This window comes from Pseudomonas sp. 14P5.3.2 (assembly GCF_057799175.1).
Genome location: NZ_JBYOKU010000015.1, coordinates 34,959 through 46,999 on the forward strand (window position 1 = coordinate 34,959; position 12,041 = coordinate 46,999).

The window sequence follows — 12,041 nt, forward strand, 5'->3', positions numbered from 1 at the left end:
AGCTCCCTCGCCACAATTACTGGAAGGCGCCTCTGTTCTGCGCGTTACGCACCGAAACCTGATCATTCAGGGTCCAGAAGTCATACAACACGCCGACAAAGAACAACCCGCCGGTCAGCAGATACAGCAAGCCGCTGATCCACTTGCCCTGGTACATCCGGTGCACGCCGAATACGCCCAGGAACGTCAGCAGAATCCACGCCACGTTGTATTCGATCGGCCCTGCGGTGAAACGCAGATCCGCCTCGCGATCCATCGCCGGGATCAGGAACACGTCGATCAGCCAGCCAATACCCAGCAGACCGAAGGTGAAGAACCAGATCGTCCCGGTCACCGGCTTGCCGTAATAGAAGCGGTGCGCGCCGGTGAAACCAAAAATCCACAGCAGATACCCGATGATTTTGCTGTGCGTATCCTGCGGTGCAGCAACCTGCTGATAGCGGTTCATGAAGACCTCGATTCACCCAATAGATAAATTTTCTTTAATTCTTTGTGACTTTTTTACATGTGGCCGACGTACGGCAAATGTTACCGTGTCGTCCGTCAAAGCCTTATAGCACCGGACTTCTGTCCGACAATTGCGTCCATTTGCCGCTTGTTTGGTTCCGTTGCCCTCAGATGGAATCGACCAACGGCCTCGGAAGGGACGAAAAAGCTGTTATAAAGTTGCGCGCTACCACATAAGAGCCACGCCTAATGCGACCATTTTTCAAGACATGGCTAACTATTTGCCTATTAATGCCACTGGCCGCCCACGCCACCAATCGTGAGCAACGTCTTCCCAACGTTAACGGTTTCACCCCTAAATCCCACGCTTCGGCTCCTTCGAGCAAGAGCAGCAAACAAACGAAACACACCACGCTCGCCAGCAAGAACCACGGCAAGCTGGTGCCACCGATGGCAAATAAGGAAAGCAGCAACGTCCTGAGCCGTGCGGTGAACGTCCTTGGTACTCCTTATCGTTGGGGCGGCAGCAGCCCAAGTAAAGGGTTCGATTGCAGTGGTCTGGTGAAATATGCGTTCAACGACGCGACCTTCGACCTGCCACGTACGTCCAACGCGATGGCCAGCGGTCATGGCGAGAAAGTCGAACGCAAGGATCTGAAACCGGGCGACCTGATTTTCTTCAACATCAAGAGCCGTCGGGTCAACCACGTTGCCATCTACCTGGGCAACGACCGCTTCATCCACGCCCCACGTCGTGGCAAAGCGGTGAGCATCGATACGCTGAACAAGCCGTACTGGGAACAGCATTACGTGGTTGCCAAGCGTGTGTTGCCGAAAGAACCGGCTAGCAAGCAGATGCGTGTGGTTCAGCGCTGAGTTGACTGATCCAGAATCTGTTCAAGCAGTACTGACCCCTTCGCGAGCAAGCCCGCTCCCACATGGAAATGCATTCCAATGTGGGAGCGGGCTTGCTCGCGAAGAGGCCAGTGAAAGCAACACAAGCCTCTCTCAGAAATTATCCGGCGTACGCGCCTTCTCCCGCGCATGCTCGCGGCTGATCAGGCCCTTGGTCACCAGCTCCTTCAGGCACATGTCGAGTGTCTGCATCCCCAACGACCCGCCGGTCTGAATCGCCGAATACATCTGCGCCACCTTGTCCTCGCGGATCAGGTTCCGGATCGCCGACGTTCCCAGCATGATCTCGTGCGCCGCCACCCGTCCGCCGCCGATCTTCTTGATCAGGGTCTGCGACACCACCGCCAGCAATGACTCGGACAGCATCGAACGCACCATGGACTTCTCGTCGCCCGGGAACACATCGACAATACGGTCGATGGTCTTGGCGGCTGACGTCGTGTGCAGCGTGCCGAACACCAGATGCCCGGTCTCGGCAGCGGTCAGGGCCAGGCGAATGGTTTCCAGGTCGCGCATCTCGCCCACCAGAATCACATCCGGGTCTTCGCGCAGCGCCGAGCGCAACGCCGTGGCGAAGCTGCGGGTATCGCGATGGACTTCGCGCTGATTGATCAGGCATTTGCGCGATTCGTGGACGAACTCGATCGGGTCTTCGATGGTGAGGATGTGGTGGTGACGATGGGTGTTGAGGTAGTCGATCATCGCCGCCAACGTGGTGGATTTGCCGGACCCGGTCGGCCCGGTCACCAGCACCAGCCCGCGCGGGGCATCGGTGATCTTGCGAAAGACGTCGCCCATGCCGAGGTCTTCCATGCTCAGCACTTTCGAGGGAATGGTGCGAAACACCGCGCCAGCGCCACGGTTCTGATTGAACGCATTGACCCGAAAGCGCGCGACGCCGGGGACTTCGAACGAGAAATCCGTTTCCAGGTGTTTCTCGAAGTCGACCCGCTGGGTGTCATTCATGATGTCGTAGATCAATTCGTGCACTTGTTTGTGATCCAGCGCCGGCAGATTGATCCGCCGCACATCGCCATCGACGCGGATCATCGGCGGCAGACCGGCCGACAGGTGCAGGTCGGAAGCGCCCTGTTTGGCGCTGAACGCCAGCAGTTCAGTGATATCCATAGCGTCCCTCAATTCCAGTAGAATGCCGCGAACCTTCAGACCGCCGGCGCCTCTTGATGTCCACGATAGCAGACAACATTCTTCAGGTTAGTTCGCGTATCCAGGCAGCGGCCAAAGCTGCAAACCGCGATGAACACAGCATCCAGTTGCTGGCCGTGAGCAAGACCAAACCGGCGCAGGACCTGCGTGAAGCCTACGCCGCCGGCCTGCGTGACTTTGGCGAGAACTATCTGCAGGAAGCCCTGGGCAAACAGCTCGAGCTGGCCGACCTGCCCTTGATCTGGCACTTCATCGGCCCCATTCAATCGAACAAGACTCGCGCCATCGCCGAGCATTTCGACTGGGTGCACTCCGTGGATCGTCTGAAAATCGCCCAACGCCTGTCCGAACAGCGCCCGGCCGAGCTGCCGCCGCTGAACATCTGCATTCAGGTCAACGTCAGCGGTGAAGCCAGCAAGTCCGGCTGCACCCCGGCCGACCTGCCGGCGCTGGCCGAGGCCATCAGCGCCCTGCCCCGGCTGAAACTGCGCGGGCTGATGGCGATTCCCGAGCCGACCGAAGATCGCGCCGAACAGGATGCCGCTTTTGCTGCCGTGCAACGTTTGCAGGCCAGCCTGAATCTGCCGCTCGACACACTTTCCATGGGCATGAGCCACGACCTCGAGTCGGCCATCGCCCAAGGCGCCACGTGGGTGCGGATCGGTACCGCGCTGTTTGGCGCCAGAGATTACGGTCAGCAATGACCGACAGCCATCTGAAAAAGGACCTGACATGAGCAACACACGCATTGCCTTTATCGGTGCCGGCAACATGGCCGCCAGCCTGATCGGCGGCCTGCGGGCCAAGGGTCTGCAAGCCAGCCAGATTCGCGCCAGCGATCCGGGCGAAGAAACCCGCCAACGCGTCAGCGCCGAACACGGCATCGAAACCTTCGCCGACAACGCTCAGGCCATCGATGGCGTCGACGTGATCGTGCTGGCGGTCAAGCCACAGGCGATGAAAGCCGTGTGCGAAGCCATCCGCCCAAGCCTGAAACCGCAGCAACTGGTGGTGTCGATCGCCGCCGGCATCACTTGCGCGAGCATGACCGCATGGCTCGGCGAGCAGCCGATGGTGCGCTGCATGCCCAACACCCCGGCGCTGCTACGTCAGGGCGTCAGCGGCCTGTACGCCACCAGCGAAGTGACCGCCGAGCAGCGTCAGCAGGCTGAGGAGCTGCTGTCCGCCGTGGGCATCGCGCTGTGGTTGAACGAAGAGCAGCAACTCGATGCGGTGACCGCCGTCTCCGGTTCCGGCCCGGCGTACTTCTTCCTGCTGATCGAAGCGATGACCGCCGCTGGCGTCAAACTCGGCCTGCCAAAGGAAATCGCCGAGCAACTGACCCTGCAAACGGCTCTGGGCGCCGCGCACATGGCGGTATCCAGCGATGTCGACGCTGCCGAACTGCGCCGCCGCGTGACCTCGCCAAACGGCACCACAGAGGCCGCGATCAAATCATTCCAGGCTAACGGCTTCGAAGCCCTGGTAGAAAAAGCACTCGGCGCCGCCGCGCACCGCTCGGCCGAAATGGCCGAACAACTGGGCAAATAAGGAGCCTTACATGATTGGATTGAACACTGCAGCGGTTTACGTGCTGCAAACCCTCGGCAGTCTGTACCTGCTGATCGTGCTGCTGCGCTTCGTCCTGCAACTGGTGCGCGCGAACTTCTACAACCCGCTGTGCCAATTCGTGGTCAAGGCTACCCAGCCGCTGCTCAAGCCACTGCGCCGGGTCATCCCGAGCATCTTCGGCCTCGACATGTCCTCGCTGGTGCTGGCGATTCTGGTGCAGTTGGCGCTGATGGCCCTGACGCTGCTGCTGACCTACGGCACCACCGGCAACCCGCTGCAACTGTTTATCTGGTCGATCATCGGCGTCACCGCGCTGTTCCTGAAGATCTTCTTCTTCGCCCTGATCATCAGCGTGATCCTGTCGTGGGTCGCCCCGGGAAGCCACAACCCGGGCGCTGAACTGGTGAACCAGATCTGCGAGCCGGCGCTGGCACCGTTCCGCCGCATCCTGCCGAACCTCGGCGGTCTCGACCTGTCGCCGATCTTCGCCTTTCTGGCGCTGAAGCTGATCGACATGCTGGTGATCAACAATCTGGCGGCAATGACCATGATGCCGGACATCCTGCGCCTGCTGATGTGAGCTGGTTTCGCTGGGATGGGGACGATCTGATCCTCGAATGTCACCTGCAACCGGCAGCCCGTAGCGATGATTTCGCCGGGCTGCACGGTGACCGCCTGAAGATCCGCCTCACCGCGCCGCCGGTCGAGGGCAAGGCCAATGCGTATCTGATGGGCTTTCTGGCCAAGGCGTTTGGGGTTTCCAAGAGCCAGGTCAGCTTGCTCAGCGGCGAGTTGAACCGGCAGAAACGGGTGAAGATCTGTGCGCCGAAGAAGCTGCCGGAGTTGGCGGGATTGGTGCGTCCAGCCTGATCCACCGAGTAGCCCCATTCGCGAGCAAGCCCGCTCCCACACTGGTTCTGTGATCGACACAAATCCAATGTGGGAGCGGGCTTGCTCGCGAATGGCCGCGCCTCGGTCCAAAGCGAACAAACAGGCCCGATCGTTGCTTGCCGCTAACCCCCATGCTCTTTAGACTTACGCCTCATTTCAACGAGAGCAGGGTCGATGCCAGCTGCCTTTCCCCCCGATTCTGTTGGTCTGGTGACGCCGCAAACGGCGCACTTCAGTGAACCTCTGGCTCTGGCCTGTGGCCGTTCGCTGCCTGCCTACGACCTGATCTACGAAACCTACGGCACGCTGAACGCACAGGCGAGCAACGCCGTGCTGATCTGCCACGCCTTGTCTGGTCACCATCACGCTGCCGGCTATCACAGCCTCGACGACCGCAAGCCCGGTTGGTGGGACAGCTGCATCGGCCCGGGCAAACCGATCGACACCAATAAGTTCTTCGTGGTCAGCCTGAACAATCTGGGCGGCTGCAACGGCTCCACCGGCCCGAGCAGTATCAACCCGGAAACCGGCAAGCCGTTCGGCGCCGATTTCCCGGTGCTCACCGTCGAAGACTGGGTGCACAGTCAGGCGCGTCTGGCTGACTTGCTCGGCATTCGTCAGTTTGCCGCAGTGATCGGCGGCAGCCTGGGCGGCATGCAGGCGCTGCAGTGGACCATCACCTACCCGGATCGCGTGCGCCACTGCCTGGCCATCGCCTCGGCCCCCAAGCTGTCGGCGCAGAACATCGCCTTCAACGAAGTGGCGCGCCAGGCAATCCTTACCGACCCGGAGTTCCACGGCGGTTCGTTCCAGGAAGCGGGCGTGATCCCCAAGCGCGGGCTGATGCTGGCGCGGATGGTCGGGCACATCACCTACCTGTCCGACGACTCGATGGGCGAGAAATTCGGCCGCGGCCTGAAGAGCGAAAAGCTCAACTACGACTTCCACAGCGTCGAGTTCCAGGTCGAAAGCTACCTGCGCTATCAGGGTGAAGAATTCTCCGGGCGTTTCGATGCCAACACTTACCTGTTGATGACCAAGGCACTGGACTACTTCGATCCGGCGGCGAACTTCGACGATAACCTGGCGAAAACTTTCGAAAACGCCACCGCCAAGTTCTGCGTGATGTCGTTCACCACCGACTGGCGTTTCTCCCCGGCCCGTTCGCGGGAGCTGGTGGACGCGCTGATGGCGGCACGCAAAGACGTCAGCTACCTGGAAATCGACGCGCCACAGGGCCACGACGCCTTCCTGATTCCGATCCCGCGCTATCTGCAGGCGTTCGGCAATTACATGAACCGAATTACGGTGTGAACAAGCCATGAGAGCTGATCTGGAAATCATCCAGGAATGGATCCCCGCCGGCAGCCGCGTGCTCGACCTCGGTTGCGGCGACGGCGAGCTGCTGACCTGGCTGCGCGACAACAAGAACGTCACCGGTTATGGCTTGGAAAACGACGCCGACAACATCGCCGAGTGCGTGGCCAAGGGCATCAACGTCATCGAGCAGGACCTGGACAAGGGGCTGGGCAACTTCGCCAGCAACAGTTTCGACATCGTCGTCATGACCCAGGCCCTGCAAGCCGTGCATTACCCGGACAAGATCCTCGACGAAATGCTGCGGGTCGGTCGTCAGTGCATCATCACCTTCCCCAACTTCGGTCACTGGCGCTGCCGCTGGTATCTGGCAAGCAAGGGCCGGATGCCGGTGTCGGAATTTCTGCCGTACACCTGGTACAACACGCCGAACATTCACTTCTGCACCTTCGAAGACTTTGAAGAACTTTGTCGCGAACGTGATGCGAAGGTCATTGATCGGCTTGCCGTGGATCAACAGCACCGTCACGGGTGGGCCAGTAAGCTATGGCCTAATCTGTTAGGTGAGATTGGTATCTACCGCGTCAGCAGCCCGGTGCTTGCAGATCATCGGGTCGCGGTCTAAACCACGACATTTCGAGGAGAACGATCATGGGTCGTCTAGCCCTGTTGTTACTGACCGCCTGCCTGAGCGCCAGCGCCATGGCAGCGGACATCATCAAAAGCGAGCGCCAGGAAACCTTCGGCGACGTGACGGTGCACTACAACACCTTCAACTCCACCTACCTGCAGCCGGACATCGCCAAAGCGGCCGAACTGATCCGCAGCAAGACCCAGGGTGTGATCAACGTCTCGCTGATCAAGGACGGCAAACCGCTGAGCGCCAACGTCACCGGCACGGTCAAGGACCTGACCAGCCAAAGCGTGCCACTGAACTTCCGCCAGGTCACCGAACAGGGCGCGATCTACTACATCGCCCAGTACCCGGTGGAACAACAGGAAACCCGCACCTTTGAAATCAAGGTGCAGACGGGCGACAAGATCAACACCATCAATTTCAACCAAGAACTCTTTCCCGGCGAATGATGAACATCAAGCAGCTCGTACTGGCCAGCCATAACGCCGGCAAACTCAAGGAACTCCAGGCCATGCTCGGCGACTCGGTGCAACTGCGCTCGATCGGCGAATGGAGCAAGGTCGAACCGGAGGAAACCGGTCTGTCGTTCGTCGAGAACGCGATCCTCAAGGCGCGCAATGCCGCGCGCATCTCCGGCCTGCCGGCGCTGGCCGATGATTCCGGTCTGGCGGTGGATTTCCTCGGCGGTGCACCGGGCATCTACTCGGCGCGGTATGCCGACGGCAAGGGCGATGCGGCGAACAACGCCAAACTGCTCGACGCCCTCAAAGATGTGCCGGAAGCCGAGCGCGGCGCGCAGTTCGTCTGCGTGCTGGCACTGGTGCGTCACGCCGATGATCCATTGCCGATTCTCTGCGAAGGTCTGTGGCACGGACGCATCCTGACCGCCGCCAGCGGCGAGCACGGTTTCGGCTACGACCCGCTGTTCTGGGTGCCGGAGCGTGACCTGTCCAGCGCCGAGCTGAGCCCGGCAGACAAGAACCGGATCAGCCACCGCGCCCGTGCAATGGATCTGCTGCGCCAGCGTCTGGGCCTGAAATGACCGATACCCCCTCCGCGTCGTCGCTGATCATCGGCGGCGCCGCCTCTTCGCCGCGGGCGCCGCTGCCAACGCTGCCGCCCCTGGCGCTGTACATCCACATCCCGTGGTGTGTGCGCAAATGTCCGTATTGCGATTTCAACTCGCACACCGCCAGCCCAGTGCTGCCGGAACAGGAATACGTCGACGCGTTGCTGGCCGATCTCGATCAGGCTCTGCACGCGGTGTACGGCCGTGAAATCAGTTCGATCTTCTTCGGTGGCGGTACGCCGAGTCTGTTCAGCGCCGAAGCGCTCGGGCGCTTGCTCAAAGGCGTCGAGCAGCGCATCCCGTTCGCCCACGACATCGAGATCACCCTGGAAGCCAATCCCGGCACCTTCGAGCAAGAGAAGTTCGTTGCGTATCGCAAGCTGGGGATCAATCGCCTGTCGATCGGCATCCAGAGCTTCCAGCAGCAGAAACTCGAAGCCCTCGGACGTATCCACAACGGTGACGAAGCGGTACGCGCGGCGGGTATGGCGCGCCAGGCCGGCTTCGATAACTTCAACCTCGACTTGATGCACGGCTTGCCGGATCAGTCGCTGGACGATGCCTTGAGCGACCTGCGCCAGGCCATCGAACTGAAACCGACGCACATCTCCTGGTATCAGCTGACACTGGAGCCGAACACGGTGTTCTGGAACCAGCCGCCGGTGCTGCCGGAAGACGACACGCTGTGGGACATTCAGGAAGCCGGGCAAGCGCTGCTGGCCGCGCACGGTTACGCGCAATACGAAGTCTCGGCCTACGCGCAGCCTGGGCGCCCGGCGCGGCATAACCTCAATTACTGGAGTTTCGGCGACTTCATCGGCATCGGTGCCGGCGCCCACGGCAAGCTCAGCCACCCGGACGGGCGCATCGTCCGCACCTGGAAGACACGCCTGCCGAAGGACTATCTCAACCCGGCCAAAAGTTTCCAGGCCGGCGAGAAAGCCCTGAGCAATGACGAGATGCCGTTCGAGTTCCTGATGAACGCTTTGCGCCTGACTGCAGGGGTGGAATCACACCTGTATCCCGAGCGCACCGGCCTGCCGCTGGAAAGTCTCGCCGAACACCGCCGCGAGGCCGAACAAAGTGGCCTGATGCAGGTCGAACCGTCACGTCTGGCGGCCACCGAGCGCGGACAACTGTTTCTCAACGACTTGCTGCAGAAATTTCTGAGCTGAGCCCCACGGCCGCCCTAAGGAAAACCGCATGGATTTGATACTCGATCTGCTCGCCACCGTGTCCCGCTGGAGCCGCAGCAATCTTTCGGAAATCGCCCTGGCGCTGGTGGGCTGCCTGCTGGTGCTGTTCGGCGCCGACTTCAAAGGCTGGGTCGAGCAGCGTTTGGGCAGCATCGCTGGCGCCCTGCGCGTGCCACTGATGGCCCTGCTGTGCGTGATCGGCAGCGGCGCCGCACTGATCTACGCCACACCGTGGGTGGTCAAGGGCCTGAGCCAGTTCAACAACTACAGCCTGGCGCCGGTGCTGCTGGTGGTCCTCGTCCTTATCGGCGTAGTCGCCGACCGCCGCTGAATCCAATACCCCCCCAAAACAACTGTGGGACGAGACAAGCAAATTTCTCAGCTTCGTGTTGCGCCATGAACCTCAGGCGGTTGGTCTGACGCTGGATTCTGAAGGCTGGGCGAATATCGACGCACTGATCAGCGGCGCTATGGGTGACGGTCGTAAACTGGATCGCGACCTGATTGAAGCAGTCGTTACAAGTAGCGACAAAAAGCGCTTCTCGATTTCCGAGGACGGCCAACTGATTCGTGCGGTTCAGGGCCATTCAACGAAAAGCGTGGATCTGCAGTTTGAGCAGAAACAGCCCCCGCAAATGCTGTATCACGGCACGGCGACGCGCTTTCTTGAGTCAATCAAAGAACAAGGCCTGATCCCGGGATCACGCCATCACGTGCACCTTTCCCAAGACATCGACACCGCTAAGGCGGTCGGGCAGCGCTACGGTACCGTGGTGATTTTGAAAGTCGCCGCACGACAAATGGAAGAACAGGGTTTGAAGTTCTATCAGGCCGAAAACGGCGTTTGGCTGACAGAGCATGTACCGGTGCGCTTCATCTCTACCCTGTAATTTCTCGAACACCCAAAACAACTGTGGGAGCGAGCTTGCTCGCGAAGGCGTAGTGTCAGTCAACTCAGCGTTGAATGATCCATCGCATTCGCGAGCAAGCTCGCTCCCACAGTTTTTATTGCGTGATGCTTAGGAGATTTTCTCGAACTTCAGATCCCACACGCCATGCCCAAGACGTTCGCCGCGGCGTTCGAACTTGGTGATCGGCCGTTCGGCCGGGCGTGGTACGCACTTGCCGTCTTCGGCGAGGTTGCGGTAGCCCGGGGCGACGTTCATCACTTCCAGCATGTACTCGGCGTACGGCTCCCAGTCGGTGGCCATGTGCAGGATGCCGCCTACCTTCAGCTTGCTGCGCACCAGTTCGGCGAAGGACGCCTGAACGATACGACGCTTGTGGTGACGGCTCTTGTGCCATGGATCCGGGAAGAACAGCATCAGGCGATCGAGGCTGTTGTCGGCGATGCAGCGGTTGAGCACTTCGATCGCATCGCAATCGTAGACCCGCAGGTTGGTCAGGCCCTGAGTCAGCACGCCGTTGAGCAGCGCGCCGACACCCGGACGGTGCACTTCCACACCGATGAAGTCCTGATCCGGCGCCGCCGCGGCCATTTCCAGCAGCGAGTGGCCCATGCCGAAACCGATCTCCAGCGAGCGCGGCGCCGAGCGGCCGAACACCTGATCGTAATCCACCGGCGCGTCGGCCAGCGGCAGCACGTACAGCGGCGCGCCCTGATCCAGACCACGTTGCTGGCCTTCGGTCATGCGCCCGGCGCGCATCACGAAACTCTTGATGCGGCGGTGTTGGCGCTCGTCGCCCTCTTCCGTCTGGATAGGCGTGTCGTTCGATTCAGTCATCAATGGCTCTTACTTGATCAGACCATCCAGCGGCGAAGAGGCGCTGGCATAGAGTTTTTTCGGCATGCGGCCGGCGAGGTAGGCCAGGCGGCCCGCGACGATCGCGTGTTGCATGGCTTGGGCCATCATCACCGGGTGCTGGGCGTGGGCGATGGCCGAGTTCATCAGCACGGCGTCACAGCCCAGTTCCATGGCGATGGTGGCGTCGGAAGCGGTACCGACACCGGCATCCACCAGCACCGGAATTTTCGCTTCTTCGAGGATGATCTGCAGGTTGTACGGGTTGCAGATCCCCAGACCGGAACCGATCAGACCGGCCAGCGGCATGACCGCGATGCAGCCGATTTCCGCCAGTTGCCGGGCGATGATCGGGTCATCACTGGTGTAAACCATCACGTCGAAGCCTTCCTTGACCAGCGTTTCTGCGGCCTTGAGGGTTTCGATCACGTTGGGGAACAGGGTTTTCTGGTCGGCCAGCACTTCCAACTTCACCAGGTTGTGACCATCGAGCAGCTCACGGGCCAGGCGGCAGGTGCGCACGGCTTCGATAGCGTCGTAGCAACCGGCGGTGTTCGGCAGGAAGGTGTAGCGATCCGGCGACAGCACGTCGAGCAGGTTCGGCTCGCCTTCGATCTGGCCCAGATTAGTGCGGCGCACGGCGAAGGTGACGATCTCGGCACCCGAGGCTTCGATGGCCTGACGGGTTTCTTCCATGTCACGGTACTTGCCGGTACCGACCAGCAAACGCGACTGGTAAGTACGACCGGCCAGAACGAAAGGCTTGTCGCTACGAACGATGCTCATGGGGAATCCTCTTAAAGGGTGAGGGTCTTGCAGAATTCTGTGCCCTTGCGGACCCGGCGGCTAGCCGCCGCCGATGGCGTGCACCACTTCGACGTTGTCGCCGTCGTTGAGCACGGTGTCGGCATGCTGGCTGCGTGGAACGATGTCCAGATTGAGTTCGACTGCTACCCGGCGTCCGGTCAGTTCCAGGCGGGTGATCAGGGCCGCAACGGTTTCACCATCGGGCAGTTCAAGGGATTCACCGTTCAACTGAATGCGCATGCGCCAGGCCGCCATCATTT

Annotated in this window: 17 protein-coding genes; 12 read left to right on the top strand and 5 right to left on the bottom strand. The window is 60.7% G+C overall.

The window, feature by feature from the left end:
* Positions 1–16 precede the first annotated feature (16 nt).
* Positions 17–448 (bottom strand): NINE protein, encoded by a 432-nt coding sequence (locus AC27VU_RS14280; RefSeq protein ID WP_041063521.1) that lies wholly within the window; start codon positions 446–448, stop codon positions 17–19.
* 248 nt (positions 449–696) lie between these two features.
* On the opposite strand from AC27VU_RS14280, the gene AC27VU_RS14285 reads away from it, so the two are divergent.
* Positions 697–1,323 (top strand): C40 family peptidase, encoded by a 627-nt coding sequence (locus AC27VU_RS14285; RefSeq protein ID WP_488724304.1) that lies wholly within the window; start codon positions 697–699, stop codon positions 1,321–1,323.
* A 132-nt stretch (positions 1,324–1,455) separates the two neighbouring features.
* On the opposite strand, the gene AC27VU_RS14290 is transcribed toward AC27VU_RS14285, so the two are convergent.
* Positions 1,456–2,490, bottom strand: coding sequence for a type IV pilus twitching motility protein PilT (locus AC27VU_RS14290; protein WP_103485177.1), 1,035 nt, complete (start codon positions 2,488–2,490; stop codon positions 1,456–1,458).
* A gap of 56 nt (positions 2,491–2,546) precedes the next feature.
* Between AC27VU_RS14290 and AC27VU_RS14295 the strand changes: the two genes are divergently transcribed.
* From AC27VU_RS14295 to AC27VU_RS14345, 11 genes are all read left to right on the top strand, one after another.
* Positions 2,547–3,233, top strand: a complete 687-nt coding sequence (locus AC27VU_RS14295; RefSeq protein WP_003229116.1) for a YggS family pyridoxal phosphate-dependent enzyme — start codon at positions 2,547–2,549, stop codon at positions 3,231–3,233.
* Positions 3,234–3,261: 28 nt separating this feature from the next.
* A complete protein-coding gene (gene proC / locus AC27VU_RS14300) occupies positions 3,262–4,080 on the top strand; it encodes a pyrroline-5-carboxylate reductase (RefSeq protein WP_488724305.1) in 819 nt (272 codons plus the stop codon).
* A gap of 10 nt (positions 4,081–4,090) precedes the next feature.
* On the top strand, positions 4,091–4,681 hold the full coding sequence (locus AC27VU_RS14305) for a YggT family protein (RefSeq protein WP_488724306.1): 591 nt from the start codon (positions 4,091–4,093) through the stop codon (positions 4,679–4,681).
* On the top strand, positions 4,678–4,971 hold the full coding sequence (locus tag AC27VU_RS14310; RefSeq protein ID WP_262142936.1) for a DUF167 domain-containing protein: 294 nt from the start codon (positions 4,678–4,680) through the stop codon (positions 4,969–4,971). The genes AC27VU_RS14305 and AC27VU_RS14310 overlap by 4 nt, the downstream gene beginning before the upstream one ends.
* A 195-nt stretch (positions 4,972–5,166) precedes the next feature.
* Positions 5,167–6,306 (top strand): homoserine O-succinyltransferase MetX, encoded by a 1,140-nt coding sequence (metX, locus tag AC27VU_RS14315; protein ID WP_488724307.1) that lies wholly within the window; start codon positions 5,167–5,169, stop codon positions 6,304–6,306.
* Between the two features lie 7 nt (positions 6,307–6,313).
* Complete coding sequence (metW, locus tag AC27VU_RS14320; protein WP_003229126.1) at positions 6,314–6,934, top strand: methionine biosynthesis protein MetW; 621 nt, start codon at positions 6,314–6,316, stop codon at positions 6,932–6,934.
* Between the two features lie 26 nt (positions 6,935–6,960).
* Entirely contained in the window at positions 6,961–7,395 is a 435-nt protein-coding gene (locus AC27VU_RS14325) for a DUF4426 domain-containing protein (RefSeq protein WP_103521229.1), read from the top strand.
* Positions 7,392–7,988, top strand: a complete 597-nt coding sequence (gene rdgB / locus AC27VU_RS14330) for an RdgB/HAM1 family non-canonical purine NTP pyrophosphatase (protein ID WP_003229130.1) — start codon at positions 7,392–7,394, stop codon at positions 7,986–7,988. The genes AC27VU_RS14325 and rdgB overlap by 4 nt, the downstream gene beginning before the upstream one ends.
* Positions 7,985–9,190: a radical SAM family heme chaperone HemW gene (gene hemW / locus AC27VU_RS14335; RefSeq protein ID WP_488724308.1), complete on the top strand. Its 1,206-nt coding sequence runs from the start codon at positions 7,985–7,987 to the stop codon at positions 9,188–9,190. Before rdgB ends, hemW begins: the two co-directional genes overlap by 4 nt.
* 28 nt (positions 9,191–9,218) lie before the next feature.
* A complete protein-coding gene (locus AC27VU_RS14340; protein WP_003229134.1) occupies positions 9,219–9,542 on the top strand; it encodes a DUF3392 domain-containing protein in 324 nt (107 codons plus the stop codon).
* Positions 9,543–9,564: 22 nt separating this feature from the next.
* Positions 9,565–10,101 carry an RNA 2'-phosphotransferase gene (locus tag AC27VU_RS14345; RefSeq protein ID WP_488724336.1) on the top strand — a complete coding sequence of 179 codons (537 nt, stop codon included), beginning with the start codon at positions 9,565–9,567 and terminating at the stop codon, positions 10,099–10,101.
* 129 nt (positions 10,102–10,230) lie between these two features.
* Here AC27VU_RS14345 and trmB read toward each other — a convergent pair whose 3' ends face one another.
* Genes trmB through thiS form a run of 3 tightly spaced genes read right to left on the bottom strand, consistent with a single transcriptional unit; the run spans position 10,231 to position 12,021 of the window.
* Complete coding sequence (gene trmB / locus AC27VU_RS14350; RefSeq protein ID WP_047297147.1) at positions 10,231–10,956, bottom strand: tRNA (guanosine(46)-N7)-methyltransferase TrmB; 726 nt, start codon at positions 10,954–10,956, stop codon at positions 10,231–10,233.
* 9 nt (positions 10,957–10,965) lie between these two features.
* Complete coding sequence (locus AC27VU_RS14355) at positions 10,966–11,760, bottom strand: thiazole synthase (protein WP_488724309.1); 795 nt, start codon at positions 11,758–11,760, stop codon at positions 10,966–10,968.
* 60 nt (positions 11,761–11,820) lie between these two features.
* Positions 11,821–12,021 (bottom strand): sulfur carrier protein ThiS, encoded by a 201-nt coding sequence (gene thiS / locus AC27VU_RS14360; RefSeq protein WP_338800236.1) that lies wholly within the window; start codon positions 12,019–12,021, stop codon positions 11,821–11,823.
* Positions 12,022–12,041: the final 20 nt, after the last annotated feature.

Coding starts and splice junctions, on each gene's coding strand:
- AC27VU_RS14280 (WP_041063521.1), bottom strand. CDS start 448: ATGAACCGCTATCAGCAGGTTGCTGCACCGCAGGATACGCACAGCAAA.
- AC27VU_RS14285 (WP_488724304.1), top strand. CDS start 697: ATGCGACCATTTTTCAAGACATGGCTAACTATTTGCCTATTAATGCCA.
- AC27VU_RS14290 (WP_103485177.1), bottom strand. CDS start 2,490: ATGGATATCACTGAACTGCTGGCGTTCAGCGCCAAACAGGGCGCTTCC.
- AC27VU_RS14295 (WP_003229116.1), top strand. CDS start 2,547: ATGTCCACGATAGCAGACAACATTCTTCAGGTTAGTTCGCGTATCCAG.
- proC (WP_488724305.1), top strand. CDS start 3,262: ATGAGCAACACACGCATTGCCTTTATCGGTGCCGGCAACATGGCCGCC.
- AC27VU_RS14305 (WP_488724306.1), top strand. CDS start 4,091: ATGATTGGATTGAACACTGCAGCGGTTTACGTGCTGCAAACCCTCGGC.
- metX (WP_488724307.1), top strand. CDS start 5,167: ATGCCAGCTGCCTTTCCCCCCGATTCTGTTGGTCTGGTGACGCCGCAA.
- metW (WP_003229126.1), top strand. CDS start 6,314: ATGAGAGCTGATCTGGAAATCATCCAGGAATGGATCCCCGCCGGCAGC.
- AC27VU_RS14325 (WP_103521229.1), top strand. CDS start 6,961: ATGGGTCGTCTAGCCCTGTTGTTACTGACCGCCTGCCTGAGCGCCAGC.
- rdgB (WP_003229130.1), top strand. CDS start 7,392: ATGATGAACATCAAGCAGCTCGTACTGGCCAGCCATAACGCCGGCAAA.
- hemW (WP_488724308.1), top strand. CDS start 7,985: ATGACCGATACCCCCTCCGCGTCGTCGCTGATCATCGGCGGCGCCGCC.
- AC27VU_RS14340 (WP_003229134.1), top strand. CDS start 9,219: ATGGATTTGATACTCGATCTGCTCGCCACCGTGTCCCGCTGGAGCCGC.
- trmB (WP_047297147.1), bottom strand. CDS start 10,956: ATGACTGAATCGAACGACACGCCTATCCAGACGGAAGAGGGCGACGAG.
- AC27VU_RS14355 (WP_488724309.1), bottom strand. CDS start 11,760: ATGAGCATCGTTCGTAGCGACAAGCCTTTCGTTCTGGCCGGTCGTACT.
- thiS (WP_338800236.1), bottom strand. CDS start 12,021: ATGCGCATTCAGTTGAACGGTGAATCCCTTGAACTGCCCGATGGTGAA.